Consider the following 17,073-nt stretch of genomic DNA (forward strand, 5'->3'; position numbering starts at 1 on the left):
GATAATAGTATTAAATTACGCTGAGCCTGAGTCAGTTCATACTTATCACCCCGAATGCCGTTTTCCTGTCAGGTGTAATTTTTTAAAGAAACATCTGTAGCTAATTATTTGCAGGATGTCTTTCTCCGGGCAATTTTTTAGGGGAATGCTGCTGACTAAAATGTTATTAATGAAAAACTCAGGGCTGACCAGAAAAACCCTGAAAACAAAAAAACCGCCAGCCATGCACGGCGTTTGATATTAACCCGACATATATTTTTAAAAAAATGAGAGTGAGTCTGACGGGCAGATAAGTTGATGTTCATATTTATTTCGCCTCTTAACAGCTGAGAACAGGTAACAGGTTTTTTGCTGCTGAGGATAAATATAATCAGCCTCGGATAAATGAAGAATAAACGCGCTTTTTATTCGGAAATTTATCTGACTATTTTTGACTAAAACCAAAGATGGTGGCTGAATGTTTCTCATCAGCGTCTGATCACTTTCTCTGCTGGCGTGAACCAGACCGGGCGGCCTGAGCACTGACCGGCCATACAGATGAAGCTGCCCCCGCATTTCGGCGCTGATTCTGTAAGCGAGGGGCGATTTACAGCACAAACTGTGGGCTGATGCGATTTCTGCCGCTGCTTTTAGCAATGTAAAGCTGTTCATCTGCGGCATTGATCGACTCATCCAGACTGCTGGCGTTGACGTTATTCAGCATACTGATGCCGATACTGACCGTCACGCTCAGATCCTCACCGTTAAGTGTCAGTGAATGCTGTGCGATACTTTGCCGCAGGCGCTCCGCCAGCAGACAGGCGCGCGGTTGAGAGATCCCCTCGACCAGCACCAGAAACTCTTCACCGCCCATTCTGCTGATAATCGCGCTCTGTTGCAGGGACTGACGGATGCGTTCCACCGTTTTTGCCAACACATAATCCCCGGCGGCGTGACCCCAGCTGTCGTTAATTTTTTTAAAGTGGTCAATATCGATGATAAATATCGCCCCGTAAAATACGTCCGGACGGTCCCGACGAGCCATCATGGTGTCAAGCCGCGATGACAATCCGCTGCGGGTCAATGCACCGGTCAGAAAGTCATAATCAGCCCGCCGGGTAATGCGGGCGACCAGCTTCTTATTCGCCGTGGTGCTCAGCGCGACAATGAGCGGACTGATCGCCATCGCAGCCACCCCCAGACGGGCAGAGGCAATGCTGTCGAGACGGAATAAGTGGTCAGGGCCCTGAATCTCCAGCACATTGCCCGCCACCATCGCAATTTCGGTAATACCGGTCAGCATGGTTAACAGACAGGTCAGAAAGATGGGATAGCTGATAGCACACCACATTAATGCCGGGAGCGGAAACATCAGGCTGCCACCCCCGCCGATATGGATACCGGTCACGGTGGAGAGCATCAGCATGACCACCGGCAGCAGCGGAGACGCTTTCAGCTCTGAGAGCAGTGGCCTGAGTTCATTGCGACGCGGCAGGGTAATGATCAGCGGCAGCAGCAGGATAGCCGTGGAAAACTGTTCGCAAAACCAGGCCAGCCACACGCTAAAAAAATCGTCATGAAAAGCAGGCTGGCGGGTATTACTGCTCAGACCGGCACAGACGGCGGCAGCAATCACGGTGGCCGGGAAAATGCGAATCAGCGCCCGCAGGCGGCGCGGATAGTGCTGCGTGAGATGCTTTGACAGCAACAGCATCCATGCCGTGATAATAAACGCCATACTGGCGATATCAGATTGCACAGCGTTAATTAACGGTGAACCGCCCAGCACATCGCCCAGTACCAGACCAGGATAAATCGCTGGCAGAACAAAGCGGTAATCAAGCTGCGGAAAACGTACCAGCAATCCGGTGAGAATGGCATTGGCAGGCCAGAAAAGCGTGGGAGCAATTAAAGCCTTGCTGTAATGGCTGAAAGCAGTTAACGCGCAGGAGAGAACAAGGAATAACAGGACCTGATCAAATTTATATTTATTTCGTTGCATGTTTTGCTCAAGGCTATTTTCGGGCAATAAGACACAGGCAGTCAGCGACATGGCAGCGTTCTGAAGCGGTCCGACTGAACGCACAAATTTTGAGCGTTAAATAATGATGGCATAACATACGTGAGCCGCACGAATAAAGCAATCGCCTGACTTTTTATCTTAAGCAGGCGGCGGCGACACGCAGGTTATTGTTATTAATCAAGAAAATTGCAGGGATTAATGATGGACGCTGAACGGAAGGGCGCAGGGTCAGAGCGTCATCATTGACGAGGCAAAAAGTTTTTATTAGTACACGATAATCTGCTGCCGTTTTACTGCAAAAGCAGGGTAGCGTTAACCATCTTGGCACGCCAGCATCAGGTATCCGCCACTGATGCCATGCCTTTGCACCTGGCCGGGCGCAAGCTGGCCGTGCGGTTTTACAGATCGTTTTTAATACAAAACTCTTCCCAGCTCATGCCCAGTGCGGCTGCATGCTGATGCAGATACGTTTCAATTGCCTCGGCAGCCACCGCTTTATCCGGCTCGGCCAGCTGGATGGCGAACAACATCCCGTCCAGTTTTTTCTCACGAACCCAGGCCGCCCAGGCGCGATCCTTCTGGAGCGCCTGCAACTGCGGCAGGCTCATACCCATCTGCTCCGCATCTGCCTCGCTGAGGCTGGCGATAGCTGCTTTAATCTCCGGACAGGCTTCAAGAAACAGGTCGGTGGCGATGGCGTAATACTCTTCGATGGTTTTCATAACGGGTCCGGCGATAAAAAAGAGGCGTCAGTTTACACGTAGCCCGATTGCGGTGAAATCACTTTGGCACACGGTGCAGCTTGCGATGGTGCGGAAGACATTATAAGTTAGCGCCTGGTCGATGAGTCAGGAACGGAATATGAAAAAGTGGATGTTAGCCGCTGCCGTAGCGGTGGTGCTGCCTGGCTGTGCCCGGATACCCAACTATCAGAGTGCAGTAAAGACCCCACCGCCGGTTGATCTGGTAGGTAACTGGCAAAGCATGGGGCCACAAAAGGGGTTGGTGAGTAAGGAAGCGACGGCCAGTCTGTTTATCAGTGCGTCGGGGGATACGCTGGATTGCCGCCAGTGGCAGCGCGTCATCGCCAAGCCCGGTAAGGTGACTCAGTTCAGCGGCGACTGGGTGAACGTTAATAATGAGGGAAGGGTGATGACGCTGGCGCTAAGCGGCCACGAGCTGCACTACGACAAGCTGGTGCTGCAAAGGGTCAGTCAGCTTACGCCGGCGTGTCAGGATGCGCTGAAACAGCTGAGCAGCGAGCCTGCGGCCCAGCCCGTAAAAAAAGCCGCCAGCAGTGGAAAATCACATCACAAATCGTCACTCAGAAACAGTAAGTTCTGACTTCCGCCTGAACCCCGTGCATGGCAGTGACCTGCACGGGTGAATGCTTAATCCTCCAGCACCCAGACGCTGACGCTACCGGCATTACAGCGGAACAGCGCATTTCCCTCGTCATCAGAACTGACGCTCTCCTCGCGGTGTTGCAGATAATCGCGCCACTGCCTGCCTGCAAAGTCAGCCCCCAGCGCCAGGGTCTTTTCCCCCTCATCGCCGTTCATGATAACCACGCAGCCGGGATGCTCCTGCGTTCCGCTGCGGGCAAAGGCAACGCAGTTAGCGTGATCAAACCATTCTGTCTGCACGCCGTGGGCATAAAGCTGGCGGGCGCGAATCAGCGCTTCCAGTTCCGGAATTACGGGCATCTCAATACTGTATTTTCCCCGTCGCCGCCTTCATCTTCGTAGCTGGCACCAAACAGATCCGGATAAAATATCGTTGGTACACCCTGTTCACGCAGCAGGATCAGTGCATAGGCCAGCGGTTTGAACCAGGGTTCGACCGGAGCTTCAAGCGACTGTAACGGCTGTGTGTCATGGTTAGCCACGATAGTCACCGCATGCCAGGGGTCGTGCCCGACCAGCGTATCGTTGAAAATGGTGCTGAGGTCATAATCCGCACCCTCGCGGGAGGCGTTATGAAATTTCATCTGCAGGGGGGGCATCAAACAGCATGGTTTTACCGTCCACCTGGTCAATATACTGTTGCAGTTTGTCAACTTCATGGGACCAGTATTCAGCAACAATAAACAGAGGCTGTTCTGCTACCTGCTGAACATGCTCGATCCACTCTTTATAAAACCAGGCGGAATGTGTTTTACCGCATCAAGGCGAAAGCCGGTGCAGGGGAGTTGCTCCATCATCCAGCGCGCCCAGTATTTAAGCTCTTCGGTTACCGCGTGATTGCGGAAATCGATATTGGCACCCATCAGATAATCGAAGTTGCCCAGCTCATCGTCCACCTGGTCGTTCCATCCTTCGCCCGTGTAGTCATTGACGATTTTGAATACGCCGTTTTCATCAGGGTTTTCGATATGATCGACGCCGCTGAAGCATTTGAAGTCCCAGACAAACTGTGAATACTTGCCTTCACGCACCGGAAAGGTAAAACGGGTCCAGGCTTCGGCCTCCATCACCTCCGGGTCAATCTCCTCGCGGTTGTCAGGATTAACCCGGTTCACCTGCACCGGCTCTTTTTCGTCTGCGCCCATTTTATGGTTCAGCACCACATCCATCACCACGCCAACCCCCGCTTCGCGCAGCGCATTGGCCGCAGCCAGCAACTGCTCTTTATCACCATATTTGGTGGCGCGGGAGCCTTTCTGATCGAACTCACCCAGGTCAAACAGATCGTAGGTGTCATAACCCACCGAATAGCCGCCGGACTCGCCTTTATACGCCGGGGGCAGCCAGACATCGGTTATGCCGATTTCCGCCAGCCAGGCGGCACGTTCTGCGGCTTCCGGCCACAGTTTACTGCCATCGGGGTAATACCAGTGGAAGAATTGCAACAGCGTGGGGTTTTGCATCTCCGTGCTCCAGTTTTCAGCGGGTGAATCTGAAGTATGGAGCAGGCCGGGAAAAGCGCGGGCCGGCACAGATATTTTATACTGTGTTGGCCCGTCGGTGTTGATGGGTAAGATTCATGCCACAGTGTCTGTCAGATACCGCCCGGTTCTTGTGGAAACAGCACCACTCCCTGTACCCGGGTATAGGCTTTGTTAACGGACTTTTGCCGACTCGCCTGACCGATCAGTGATGAAAGTTCGGTCATCCTTGCTTGCAGCAGACTTTTCACTTCAGCTTCATTATCCAGAATATGGCGCAGAACAGGACGCAACTGATCCTGAACGTGTGCCGGAACGGGGGTTTGCTTTGTGCTTTCCGCCAGTTTCTCTACCGCACTGACATAAACGACTTCCATTTCAATCAACTCTTCCCAGCTTCCTTCACTGGCAAGACGCAGCATCGTCTGACTGAGCACTAACAATTGTTGGTAAATGGTGAGCATGTGCGGCGCAATATTCATTTAAACGGCATCCTGAAGAGCAGTGGTTCCGGAAACTTCTTTCCAGGCGTCGGCAATGTTGCGCAGCAACGTTTCGACTTCCTGAATCGCTTCGCTGTCGTTGTGCAGATTAGCCTGTAACAGGCGATGCACCATATAGCGATATAAAGAGGCAAGATTATCAGCCAGTGCATCACCGCTGTTTTCATCCAGGCCTTTTCTCAGTCCATTTTCAATAATATTGATGGCTTTGGAGAGTGACTCTCCTTTACCGGCGATGTTGCCATCGAGCAAAAATAACCGGGCACGAACCAGGGCGCTGAGCGCCCCGTCAAACAGCAGTGTGACCAGTTGATCGGGGCTGGCGCTCATCACTGCGCTCTCCACCCCAATTTTTGCATAGGCTTTGGTCCCGCTTGCGCTATACATGTTGACTCCTTATTACGATGATGAACTGCTTGAAGAACTGGTTGACGTACTGAACTGGGTAGTCAGATAGCTACTGGTGCTGTTGAGTTTGGTCATCAGCACGTCCAGCGCGGTAAACTGCGTTTTGTAGCGCGCCACCATTGCATCAATACGGGTACTCTGGTCGTTGTACTGGGTGGTCAGATTGTTCAGTGTTTTACTGACGCCATCCGTCGCTGCCTGCAATATCCCGGTGGTGGATAACCAGCCGGTAAGATTACTGGCGACGGTGGTGGCAATACCGGTGGTTTTTCCATCACCGATAATCATCGCCTTCACCCCATCTGAATCTTTGGTCAGCGCACTGTCGAGCGTAGTGGAATCCACTGACAGGTCGCCGGTGGTAGGATCGCTGGTGATACCAATCTGCGACAGTGATTTATAAGTCGAAGAACTGGCGGCATTGGTCAGCAGGCTTTTCAGCTGTGACTGAATGGTCCGCAACGTACTGTCAGCGACCAGCGCGCCGTTGCTGGAGTCCTGAGTAGACGTACCGGCATCCACCGCCGTGTATTTGGTCAGGCTGGCAAACTGATCCTGCAAGTCGTTATAGGCGTTCACCCAACTGGTGATGGCCGAGGACGCGCCGGAGGTGTCTTTGGTGATGGTCAGGCTTTGATTGCCAGTGGTGACATCACTCAGGTTTAAGGTAATCCCTTCCAGCGCATCGCTGATGGTATTACTGCTGTTCTCGATGGCAACGTTATTCACCGTGAGCTTGGCGTTTTGTGCCGCGACGCTCTGGGTCATATTGCTGCTGGAGGTGCCATCATAGGCGAGAAAGCTTTGCAGCGTGCTGTCACCGGTAACCGCCACGGTCATTGCATTGTCGGTGCCGGTGTCGTCTGAGGTCAGTGACAGGCGATAGCTGCCGTCGCCGGTTTTGATAATACTGGCGGTGACACCCGCATCGGCTTTATTGATCGCATCACGAATGCCGGTCAGCGAAGAGTTGGCCGCAGTGAGCGAAATATTAACCGCCGCTGAACCATCTGCCTTTTGCAGCGTAATCGTGCTGTCTGAACTGGCAATCGCTGTTGAGTTGGTGCTCTGGGAAGCAGAGGTCAGGGTCTGTGCGGTCGCCAGCTGAGAGACGCTGACGCTGTATTTACCGGCAACCGCACCGCTGGTGGTGGTGGCGCTAACGGCGCTGCTGGTGCTGGTTGCTTTAGTAGAGGAAAACAGATCGGCATTATTCAGCGTGGTATTCGCCGTCTGAAAAGTGGTCAGTGCGCTTTTCAGTGTGCCGTAGGCGCTTAATTTAGCAGTATAAGAAGTCTGCTGAGTTGAAATTGGCTTCAGGGTGGCTTTTTCGGCCGTTTCAAGGTTGTCCAGAATACTGCTTAAATCAAGGCCCGAGCCGATTCCCAAACTAGATATAGTCGTCATAAAGTTTCCTTCTGTAGTCAACACGGAGAGTGAACTACGTGGTTATCGGCCAGACACAGGGAAAGTTTACGAGTATTTGCGTAAGGGCAATGGCAAGAATAGCGATAAAGGAAAGGCGTATTTCGACGGGTAGGGGAGGAAGAAAAAAATTTCGTCAGGCGCTAAAAAAATTCTAAAGGTTCCCAGGGGGCAGACGATAACTACATTGACGGCGATGAAGCCGGGGGGCAAACAAGCCCGACCAACTTAAACCCGATTCGATTTAACAGGAAACTTTATCATGGCACAAGTTATTAATACCAACAGCCTCTCGCTGATCACCCAGAACAACATCAACAAAAACCAGTCTGCTCTGTCTACTTCTATTGAGCGTCTGTCATCTGGTCTGCGTATCAACAGCGCTAAAGATGACGCGGCTGGCGAAGCGATTGTTAACCGCTTCACTTCTAACATCAACGGCTTGACTCAGGCATCTCGTAACGCCAACGACGGTATCTCTGCTGCGCAGACTACTGAAGGCGCACTGTCTGAAATCAACAACAACTTACAGCGTGTTCGTGAACTGACCGTACAGGCACAGAACGGCACCAACTCTGATTCCGACCTGACTTCAATCCAGGACGAAATCAAATCCCGTCTGGACGAAATTGACCGTGTATCTGGTCAGACTCAGTTCAACGGCGTGAACGTGCTGGCTAAAGACGGCACCATGAAAATCCAGGTTGGTTCTAACGATGGCGAAACAATCTCTATCGACCTGCAAAAAATCGACTCTTCTACTCTGGGCCTGAAAGGCTTCTCTGTAGACAAAAATGCTCTGAGCCTGGGCGACTCTATTACTCAGGTAGGTTCTGCGGCTTCCGGCACCATGTCTACCGTTGACCTGAGCGATGTTGCTTCTGGTCTGGGTGTGGCAGCCTCTGGCCTGTCTCTGCACAACGTGCTGGACAGCAGCGGTAAAGCAACCAGCACCTACGTGGTGTCTTCTGGTAGCGACAACTACTCTGTATCTGTGGGTTCAAGCGGTAAAGTTGAACTGAACAAAACTGAAGTTGACTACAGCGACAGCACCAACGGCGTCTCTTCTGGTGTGATGACCGGTCAGCCGATTAAAGTTGGCGCAGATGCCAGCGGTAACGCAGTCGGCTTCGTCACCGTACAGGGCAAAGAGTACAAAGTGGCAGCAAGCGGCATTGCCAACGGCGGCGACACTGCGACTTCCGGCTCCAGTAACGTTAACGATATCTCTAACACCGGTAACACCGCTCTGTACACTGGTACTTCAACTTCTGATCCGCTGGCGCTGCTGGACAAAGCGATTGCACAGGTTGATAAGTTCCGTTCAAGCCTCGGTGCGGTACAAAACCGGTTGGATTCTGCTATCACCAACCTGAGCAACACCACGACTAACCTGTCAGAAGCACAGTCTCGTATCCAGGATGCGGACTACGCGACGGAAGTGTCGAATATGTCTAAAGCACAGATTATTCAGCAGGCGGGTAACTCCGTGTTGGCGAAAGCTAACCAGGTACCACAGCAGGTTCTGTCTCTGCTGCAAGGCTAATAATCTTCTGCAAATACCCGCCTGAAAACCGGCGGGTAATGCTGGCAACAGGCCCGGAAAACCATCGACTGAATCTGTTCAGACCGACTGGCTCCGGGCCTTTTTTATTGCCCCGGTCAGACCGGTTTTTATCCCGCTGCGGCAGCAGTCTGAACAGAGGGATTAAACTGCTTTTACCCCCTTCCTCTGGCGATTGAATTTGGCTTTTGTCGCTAAGATTAACCCTATCATTGACTCCCAAACCCTTATCTTTACTGGGATTGCAGATTCCCCGGAGCAGACCAGCCATGTCCAGGCCAGCCTTAGTCAGCATCATCATCATCGCGCGTATTCCCACCTTTTTTGAACAGGCGTTGCAAAGCGCGCTGGCTCAGGATTATGCGCAGTGTGAAATTCTCATTGCTGACAGTAGCAGTGAAAATTTCATCGAGAAAATTGCCGAACCTTATCTTAATCAACCCGGTCATCCGGTGCGGATGTATAAGCATCCGAAAGAGCAGGAAGGCGTGTTCGAATACGCCACGCAGCAGGCGCAGGGGGAATACATAAAGTTTCTCGCCGACGCTGACTGGCTGGCAGCCGATGCCCTGAGCAAACTGCTTGCCACCATGCACAATAATCCCATGGTATCCGTGGCGGCCGCCCGCCGGGTTCGCGCTGACTGCCTGAACGCGCTCCAGCCGGATATTCTCTCCAATGCCTCGCTGGTTCACTCTGACTGCCTGATCAACGGCGAAGATCTGCTACGTTTCCAGTGTACGCTGAGATTTAACGTGATCGGCGAAATGAGCGTGGCGCTGTTCCGGCGCGATGATTTACTCGCGTTGATTGACCAGCATGGCTCACTCTTTGCCATCAATAACGAGAACATGCTGGAAGTGGAAGCGCTGGTGCTCTATGGCCGGTTACTGCCTGGCAAACTGTTGGGCTGGGTGAATTCACCCCTGTGCACTATCCGCATCTCCAACGTTTATCAGCAGCCGGGGCAGCGCGACAACGAAGACAAGGTGGTGGCCAACCGGGATAAAGTGTTCCACTTTCTGCGCCAGCAGAGCTGGTTCAGTCATTATCAGAAAGCCGAAAATATGGTGCGCGTGGCCCCCCTTAGCGCGCCGGAAACCTTCGAATACCAGAACTTCAGCCAGCAGCATTACAACAACTTCATCCAGTCAGAGCTGAACGGCTGGCTGGCTCAGCGTCAACTGCGGCCTTTCGAGCAGGCGTATATCGCCGGGCTTGCGGCAGAGCGGGGCGGCCCGGTCAGCGTTGGCGTGGTGATCACCGCCATCGGGATCTCTGCCGACAGGTTGACGCTGACGCTGGCAAGCCTGGCGGCGGCGGATAACCGTATCATCCGCCTTACGCCAGTGGTTATCGGCAACAGTGACAGCGTGCCTGACGGCGTCAGTGCCCATCCGGCCACGGCAGACAATCGTCTGCAGGTGATTAATCAGATGCTCACCGGCCGCGATGAAGAGTGGTTTATTTTTGTTGATGCCGGCAGCACCTTTCTGCCTTCCGGAATGAGCGCACTGGCTACCTCACTGCCGCAGGCGGGAAATGCTCTTGCGCTGTATGCCGATGAATTTTTCGCTATCGACGGCGATCCTGGCGGCGTGGCATTCCGGCCCGATTTCAATCTGGATCTGTTCCTCAGCGCGCCGAAAACCATGGCTCAGCACTGGTTATACCGGCGTGAACTGCTGGCGGCCGCAGAAGGTTTTGACCTTGCTTATCCTTCCTCCTGTGAGTTTGACCTGGTAACCAAACTGATTGAAAGCCAGGGATTCGGGGTGATTGGACATCTGGCTGAACCGCTGCTGATGACCACCCTTAACCGGCGTGTAGTGGCGGAAGATGCAGAAATTTTACGACGTCATCTGACCAATCGCGGCTATCCGCAGGGTGAGGTGGCAATGGATAAATTCGGTAATTATCGTCTGCGCTATCAACACGACCACCAGCCGCTGGTTTCTCTGGTTATCCTTGCCAACTGGCACCTGCCGTCGCTGATTGCCTGCGTCACCACCCTGCTGGAAAAGACCACGTATCTGAATTATGAAATGATCATCGTGGCGGATAATCAGCAAAGTCCTGAGCGGGAGAACTGGTTATGCAGCATCGCCAGCGTCGATCCGAACAGGATCAAAGTGATGCATTATCCGGGCAACTGGCAACATGCCGGCATGGTCAATCTGGCCGCCACTCTGGCACGGGGGGAATATCTGGCCCTGATGCACTGCGAGCTGGCGGTGATGGATGGCGAATGGCTGGACAATATGCTGAACCATGCGCAACGTCCGGAGGTGGGCATCGTTGGCGGCAAGCAGCTCAATACACAAAATCGCGTGCGTCATGCCGGTTATCTGCTGGGGATGAACGGCGCGGTGGGCGATGCGTTTCGTGGTATGCCTGACGACCAGGCCAGCTATCTGGGCCGACTGCATATCGATCAGAATTACAGTGCGGTATCCGGCGATTTTATGCTGCTGCGCCGCGAGGTTTATGATGCCATCGGTGGTTTCGACACCAGCAGCCAGCTGTATGATGACGTGGATTTCTGCCTACGCGCCCGTGAACAGGGCTACCTGACGGTGTGGACGCCTTATGCCCGCATCCTGCGTCCGGCGGCTCGTCAGCAACCCTTCCAGGGCGAAGACAGCCAGACGGTTAAAACGCTCAGGCAGGATGAGGAAACCTGGCTTTACCGGCGCTGGTTGCCGGTAATCGCCAACGATCCGGCGTTTAATGCCAACCTGTCGCTGAAGAGCCGCCAGTTCGATGTTAACAGCGACAGCGCGTTGTGCTGGTCTCCGGTGACGCGCCCCGGACTGCCGGTGATAATGGCGAATCATGCGGATTCCGCTGGCTGTGGACACTATCGCATTATCGGGCCATTCCGGGCGATGGAAGAGGAGGGCATTGCCGGAGGTAAGCTGCACAATCGCCTGCTTACCATCGCGGAAATTGCTCAGCACAAACCGGACAGCCTGATCATCCAGCGTCGTTACTCCGATATTTTCCAGAACTGGATGGCACCGGTGGTGGCGGCAACCGATCTTTTCCGGGTCTACGAGCTGGATGACTATATTCTGAATGTGCCGTTGAAAAATCATCACCACAAAGATTTTAAACAAGACATGTGGAAAAAAATGCGTAAAAGCCTCGGGTTCTTCGACCGCTTTGTGGTGTCCACCGAACCGCTGGCCGAAGCCTTTAAAGGGATGCATGACAATATTGTGGTAGTGAATAACCGCCTGCCGGTGCACTGGTGGGGAAATCTGCAAAGTCAGCGTGGCACGGGCAGGAAACCCCGCGTGGGCTGGGCGGGCGGCTCCAGTCATACCGGCGATCTGGAGATGATTGCTGACGTGGTTAAAGAGTTTGCTAATGAGGTGGAATGGGTATTTATGGGGATGTGTCCGCACAAGCTGCGTCCTTATATCCATGAACTGCATTATGGCGTGGATATTGAAATTTATCCGGCCACGCTGGCCGCGCTCAATCTGGATTTAGCCCTGGCACCGGTGGAAGACAACATTTTTAACGCCTGCAAAAGTAACCTGCGGCTGATGGAATACGGTGCCTGCGGCGTGCCGGTGATCTGTAGTGACGTGGCCTGTTATCGCGGCGATCTGCCGGTTACCCGCGTGCGTAACCGCTTCAAAGACTGGTGTGACGCTATTCGTAAACATCTGAACGATGCGGAAGCCAGCGCCAGAATGGGCGACGAGCTTCAGGCAAGGTTACGTCGTGACTGGATGCTGAACGGCGACAATGTCGCGCAGTGGCTGAAGGCGTGGACCGCAGACTAAGTTGTGAAGCAACATGCGGCCTGCCGCCGCATGTTCACCCTTCCCGGCGTGGCGCTCTGCCCGCACATCCGCACTCCCTGCCACGGCAGACCTGCCCAGTATTCTCAACGCCGTGATAAGAGCTAAAAAAAATCCATCTGCACAACAGATGGATTGTTAAAGCGAAACCGTGAAAGACGGCTCTCAGTCAAGGGTAATATAATTAAACCGATGCCCGGTCATCTGTTTTATCTCGGCCAGATAGCCTGAATTCATCACGTAAATATTGTCATTATCCGCAAGCTCAGGCAGCACCTCATCGGGGGATTGCACCTGGATGCCGGTTGCGGCTAAAAAACGATGTTGTTTTTGTGGATTGATATCAATGACGTGGTCAACGCGCAATCCCATCCAGGAAAGGTTCATGGCAAAAATAACCCCTTTGGATGCGCCACCCCACAGGACAATCTTCTTACTGCGGTCAACTTTGTCACTGATCAACTGCTCAACCGGGAAACGGATGGCAGCGTCACTGTTTTCCTGCTCCGGGCTGTCCCGCAGATCGGAGAGATTAGCAATCAGATAAATATACTGGTCGTTAAAAACATAGCCGCCATCGATAATTTTACTGAACAGCCGTTTAAAATCATTCAGGCGAAAATAGTTAACGTGCTCGTAAAAAATATCGTACCAGGCATTGTTGGCCATAATCCATTCAAACGCCGGGACTTCGATATATATTTTACAGTGCTCAGGGGCGGCCTTTTTCAGAAAATGCAGGAAGTCAGCCGGATCTTTAATATGCTCCAGCACATGACGCAGAATAATGCCATCACAGGAAACCGGCGTGTCACGGGTGAAATACTCCGGGCGGATTTTAGGGTTGTCGCCACTGTAAGTGGGATCAAAACCGGTTATCTCCACGCCTTTCTCGCTGAGCATATCGAGGAACAACCCTTTACCACAGCCGATCTCGACGATATTTTTCTTTCCCATCGCGGCAATAATCCGTCCGGCAACATCATGTAAATGCTGCGAGAAGGCCTGACTCAGCCCCTGCTCATTGTGATAGTCCTTATCGTACTGCACTCTCGATTCATCAAACTGCCGGTTAAAAATAATCCTGGTGCGGGGATCGGTAGCCAGATCGATATCACCTTTCGGGCAGTTCACCGCCTCATGATGAGAGTTGTACATCTTGTTCTGAAATATCGGATAGTTTTCACGATAAAAGAGTGATTCAGCTGAGCTCATGATGGTTCTCTCATAAATTGCACACGCCCACTATTTTCAGGGGTGTGCTGGCGGAAGGCGTGACCTCACCCAGTTGCAGCAGGTGAGTGGCGTTATAACGGGCGGCAATCTTCAGCGCGAGATCTTTTAACGTGGTGTTGTCACCGGAACAGACGTTAAATACACCGGCGTGTGATGCCATAACATTATTAATAATTTTCTCTGCCGCAATATCGACATCCAGATAATCCCGTACCAGATTAGCCTGCTTTAAAATGGCGGGCTGATGACTGCTTAACATCGATGTCAGATAAGGCACCAGCCGCGCCGCTTTTTCACCCGCGCCGTACAGATAAAACAGGCGATACCAGCCGAATGCCGTCGGGGTATTTCTGAACAGTTCGCTCAGCAGATGAAAAGTGGCGACTTTGCAGGCGGCATACAGCGAACGGGGAGCAAGAGGCGTCTCCACGCTAAGATAATCATCGCCGTGCTGATATTCAAAGCAGGTGCCAATTCCGGCGAAATAGCCTATCCCGGCGGCCACGCAGGCCTGTGCCAGCACCACCGTTCCGTTCAGGCAGGCAAATATTTTGCTCAGACGAGAGATAATCCTGCGGATCGACATACCAGGCGCTGTGAATCACTGTATCAATGCCGCTGAGTCGCGCCTGCCACCACGACTGATCCTTGTCAAAGATGGAGTCGGTGACTACCACCTGATGCAAATTTTGCTGTGCAGGCAGGGTGTTACGGCTCTGTTCGCGGCAGATAACGGTGATGGAGAGGTGATCATTATTCGCCAGCTGTCGCAACAGCGCCTGTCCGACAAAACCGCTGGCACCGGTAAGGAGAATATTCTGCATCTTCAGCGCGCCTGATTAAGCTGAAAGTCAGCGTTAGCACGATCTTTATCGCTGATGATCTCAGGCTGAAGCGGCCAGTCAATGGCAAACGCCGGATCGTCCCAGCGGTAACCCCGTTCATGGCCGGGTGCATATTCGTGCGACACCTGGTAGAGCAAATCGCTGTTATCTTCGAGAGTGATAAAGCCATGGGCGCAGCCACGCGGGATATAAAACGCATTCTGCTGCCCGGCGCTCAGCTCAATGCCGTGCCAGCGCAGAAAAGAGGGCGAGTCAGGACGCAAATCCACCGCCACATCGAAAATACGACCGCTCACCGCCCTGACCAGTTTCACCTCGCTCTGTTCGCCGGTTTGCAGATGCAGGCCGCGCAACGTGGCTTTGTGTCGGTTTCTCGACAGGTTGCACTGCACGAAGGTGGTTTCCAGACCATGGGCGGCAAAGGTCCGCTGACAGAAGGTGCGGGTGAACGAACCGCGCTGGTCAACAAAGGGCGTTGCTTCAATATGCCATGCACCGATAATCGGGGTTTCAGTCATTTTCATTGCGCTGTCTCGTGTTGTTCCCTCACCTGGCTTTCATAATCGGCAATCTGTTGCAGACTGAACGCGGCCATATCGGTGGCGGTGCGACTGGCCTGATACCACTCGCTGGTTAATCGCAGGGTCTGGTTGATATCCAGTGCCGGAAACCAGTCCAGGGTTTCACGCGCCCGTGAGGAGTTGAGCGAAAGGTGGAGAGCCTCTCTGTTTTGCGGTGCAACCGCCAGTGACGCGGGTGCCCGATCGTTTTCAGCAAAAGCAGATAAGCGCCGCAGCAGTTCCCGGACGGTAATGGTGTTGTGGCTGTCCGGGCCAAAATTCAGTGCGGTCACAGAGGACTGGCTTTCACGGCTGAGATATTCAGCATAAAGAAGATAGCCGCGCAGGGACTCCAGCACATGCTGCCAGGGTCGAACCGCATCCGGATAACGTACGTTAAAAGGCTGACCGCTGTTAACGGCGCGAAAATAGTCCGGCACCAGACGATCGTCAGACCAGTCTCCGCCGCCGATAACATTCCCGGCACGCGCGGTGGCCAGCACAATGCCCTGTTTACGGAAATAGCTTTCGCGGTAAGAGGTGCACAGCAGTTCGGTCATCGCTTTGGAGGCGCTGTAGGGATCGTTGCCGCCCAGCGCATCCGTTTCCGCAAAGGCATTATCGGGCGCATCGCTGTTGGCATAGACCTTATCCGTGGTGATGACGACAACCGTTTTAATGCTTTGCGACTGACGAATGGCCTGAAGCAGATTCAGGGTGCCGTTGACGTTGCTGGTGAAGGTGTTGAGCGGATCAACATAGGAGGCATTCACCAGCGGCTGGGCCGCGAGGTGAAAAACAATCTCTGCGGCGCTGTGCAGGATAATTGTCTCCAGCGCCTGCCCGTCGCGAATATCAACCAGATGCTCTTTGATGGCACTGCGGAAATCCACGGCATGATAGTGTGAACCAGGCCGGTCGTCTGGCAGGGAAACCCCCTCGACAACCGCGCCCATTTTCAACAGCCACAGCGTCAGCCATGACCCTTTAAAGCCGGTGTGGCCGGTAATCAGAACTTTTTTTCCGTGCCAGAAGGCCGGGGTTACCATATTTTCCATGGTGCCTCACCGCTCTGCCACAGGTCTTCCAGCAGCATTTTTTCCCGCAAGGTATCCATCGGCTGCCAGAAGCCATCGTGCATAAATCCGGCCAGCTGGCCGCTTCGCGCCAGTTGTTCAAGCGGGCCGGTTTCCCAGACGGTGCTGTCATTTTCCACCAGATCCAGTACGGAAGGCTCCAGAATAAAGAAACCGCCGTTGATTCTGGCTGAATGATCGACGGGCTTTTCGGCGAAATCGGTAATGCGATAGCCATCGGAATGAATGGTGCCGAAGCGGGCGGGCGGCACCACCGTACACATGGTGGCCTGAAGACCATGAGAACGATGAAAATCAAGTTCTTCGGTAATGTTAATATCGCCGAGGCCGTCACCGTAGGTCATCATAAACGGCTCATTGGGATCGAGATATTCTTTAATCCGTTTGAGTCTGCCGCCGGTCATCGAACTATTACCGGTATCAACCAGCGTCACTTTCCAGTCCGGCGCGGAGCCGTGATGGTATTCAACGTGGTTATTTAATAAATCAACGGTAATATCATTATGATGCAACACGATATTGGCAAAATACTCTTTCAGTAAATAGCCTTTATAGCCGACGCAAACAATAAAATCTTTAAAGCCGTGATGCGCATAGATACTCATGATGTGCCAGATAATCGGCTTATCACCAATTTCAACCAGCGGTTTTGGACGTATTACCGTTTCTTCCGAAAGACGGGAACCCAGACCACCCGCTAAAATAACAACTTTCATCGTATTATCCTTGTG

General features: G+C 53.0%; 15 protein-coding genes and 1 pseudogene. 3 read left to right on the forward strand and 13 right to left on the reverse strand.

Annotated features, from left to right (window positions below; genetic code table 11):
* Positions 1-155: 155 nt before the first annotated feature.
* The 3 genes from AC3RPL_RS07290 to AC3RPL_RS07300 form a co-directional block, all read right to left on the reverse strand.
* Positions 156-305, reverse strand: coding sequence for a YmiA family putative membrane protein (locus AC3RPL_RS07290; protein WP_490739479.1), 150 nt, complete (start codon positions 303-305; stop codon positions 156-158).
* Positions 306-586: 281 nt separating this feature from the next.
* Complete coding sequence (locus AC3RPL_RS07295) at positions 587-1,981, reverse strand: GGDEF domain-containing protein (RefSeq protein WP_490739480.1); 1,395 nt, start codon at positions 1,979-1,981, stop codon at positions 587-589.
* 419 nt (positions 1,982-2,400) lie between these two features.
* The gene (locus tag AC3RPL_RS07300; RefSeq protein WP_034935599.1) at positions 2,401-2,724 is read right to left on the reverse strand and encodes a DUF6388 family protein; all 324 of its coding nucleotides are present in this window, start codon (positions 2,722-2,724) and stop codon (positions 2,401-2,403) included.
* Positions 2,725-2,863: 139 nt separating this feature from the next.
* Here AC3RPL_RS07300 and yedD point away from each other — a divergent pair, with 139 nt between their 5' ends.
* Complete coding sequence (gene yedD, locus AC3RPL_RS07305) at positions 2,864-3,346, forward strand: lipoprotein YedD (protein WP_490739481.1); 483 nt, start codon at positions 2,864-2,866, stop codon at positions 3,344-3,346.
* A gap of 47 nt (positions 3,347-3,393) precedes the next feature.
* On the opposite strand, the pseudogene amyA reads toward yedD, so the two are convergent.
* The 4 genes and pseudogenes from amyA to fliD form a co-directional block, all read right to left on the reverse strand.
* Positions 3,394-4,871 (reverse strand): annotated as a pseudogene (amyA, locus tag AC3RPL_RS07310) (alpha-amylase).
* Between the two features lie 131 nt (positions 4,872-5,002).
* Positions 5,003-5,371: a flagella biosynthesis regulatory protein FliT gene (gene fliT / locus AC3RPL_RS07315; RefSeq protein ID WP_379890893.1), complete on the reverse strand. Its 369-nt coding sequence runs from the start codon at positions 5,369-5,371 to the stop codon at positions 5,003-5,005.
* Positions 5,372-5,779 (reverse strand): flagellar export chaperone FliS, encoded by a 408-nt coding sequence (fliS, locus tag AC3RPL_RS07320; protein WP_034935608.1) that lies wholly within the window; start codon positions 5,777-5,779, stop codon positions 5,372-5,374.
* Between the two features lie 12 nt (positions 5,780-5,791).
* Positions 5,792-7,207, reverse strand: coding sequence for a flagellar filament capping protein FliD (gene fliD / locus AC3RPL_RS07325; protein WP_490739482.1), 1,416 nt, complete (start codon positions 7,205-7,207; stop codon positions 5,792-5,794).
* A 280-nt stretch (positions 7,208-7,487) separates the two neighbouring features.
* Between fliD and AC3RPL_RS07330 the strand changes: the two genes are divergently transcribed.
* Together AC3RPL_RS07330 and AC3RPL_RS07335 are read left to right on the forward strand one after the other, a co-directional pair.
* On the forward strand, positions 7,488-8,771 hold the full coding sequence (locus AC3RPL_RS07330) for a FliC/FljB family flagellin (protein ID WP_490739483.1): 1,284 nt from the start codon (positions 7,488-7,490) through the stop codon (positions 8,769-8,771).
* Between the two features lie 287 nt (positions 8,772-9,058).
* Positions 9,059-12,586, forward strand: a complete 3,528-nt coding sequence (locus AC3RPL_RS07335; RefSeq protein WP_490739484.1) for a glycosyltransferase — start codon at positions 9,059-9,061, stop codon at positions 12,584-12,586.
* Between the two features lie 183 nt (positions 12,587-12,769).
* Here the strand turns inward: AC3RPL_RS07335 and AC3RPL_RS07340 are convergent, their stop codons facing one another.
* Genes AC3RPL_RS07340 through rfbF form a run of 6 tightly spaced genes read right to left on the reverse strand, consistent with a single transcriptional unit; the run spans position 12,770 to position 17,058 of the window.
* Complete coding sequence (locus AC3RPL_RS07340; protein WP_490739485.1) at positions 12,770-13,819, reverse strand: class I SAM-dependent methyltransferase; 1,050 nt, start codon at positions 13,817-13,819, stop codon at positions 12,770-12,772.
* A 10-nt stretch (positions 13,820-13,829) separates the two neighbouring features.
* Complete coding sequence (locus AC3RPL_RS07345) at positions 13,830-14,363, reverse strand: NAD-dependent epimerase/dehydratase family protein (RefSeq protein WP_490739486.1); 534 nt, start codon at positions 14,361-14,363, stop codon at positions 13,830-13,832.
* Positions 14,299-14,664, reverse strand: a complete 366-nt coding sequence (locus tag AC3RPL_RS07350; RefSeq protein WP_490739487.1) for an NAD-dependent epimerase/dehydratase family protein — start codon at positions 14,662-14,664, stop codon at positions 14,299-14,301. The genes AC3RPL_RS07345 and AC3RPL_RS07350 overlap by 65 nt, the downstream gene beginning before the upstream one ends.
* 2 nt (positions 14,665-14,666) lie before the next feature.
* Positions 14,667-15,209, reverse strand: coding sequence for a dTDP-4-dehydrorhamnose 3,5-epimerase (rfbC, locus tag AC3RPL_RS07355; protein WP_490739488.1), 543 nt, complete (start codon positions 15,207-15,209; stop codon positions 14,667-14,669).
* The gene (gene rfbG, locus AC3RPL_RS07360; RefSeq protein ID WP_490739489.1) at positions 15,206-16,303 is read right to left on the reverse strand and encodes a CDP-glucose 4,6-dehydratase; all 1,098 of its coding nucleotides are present in this window, start codon (positions 16,301-16,303) and stop codon (positions 15,206-15,208) included. Before rfbG ends, rfbC begins: the two co-directional genes overlap by 4 nt.
* Complete coding sequence (rfbF, locus tag AC3RPL_RS07365; RefSeq protein WP_034935624.1) at positions 16,288-17,058, reverse strand: glucose-1-phosphate cytidylyltransferase; 771 nt, start codon at positions 17,056-17,058, stop codon at positions 16,288-16,290. Before rfbF ends, rfbG begins: the two co-directional genes overlap by 16 nt.
* Positions 17,059-17,073: the final 15 nt, after the last annotated feature.

This window comes from Erwinia papayae (assembly GCF_058241465.1).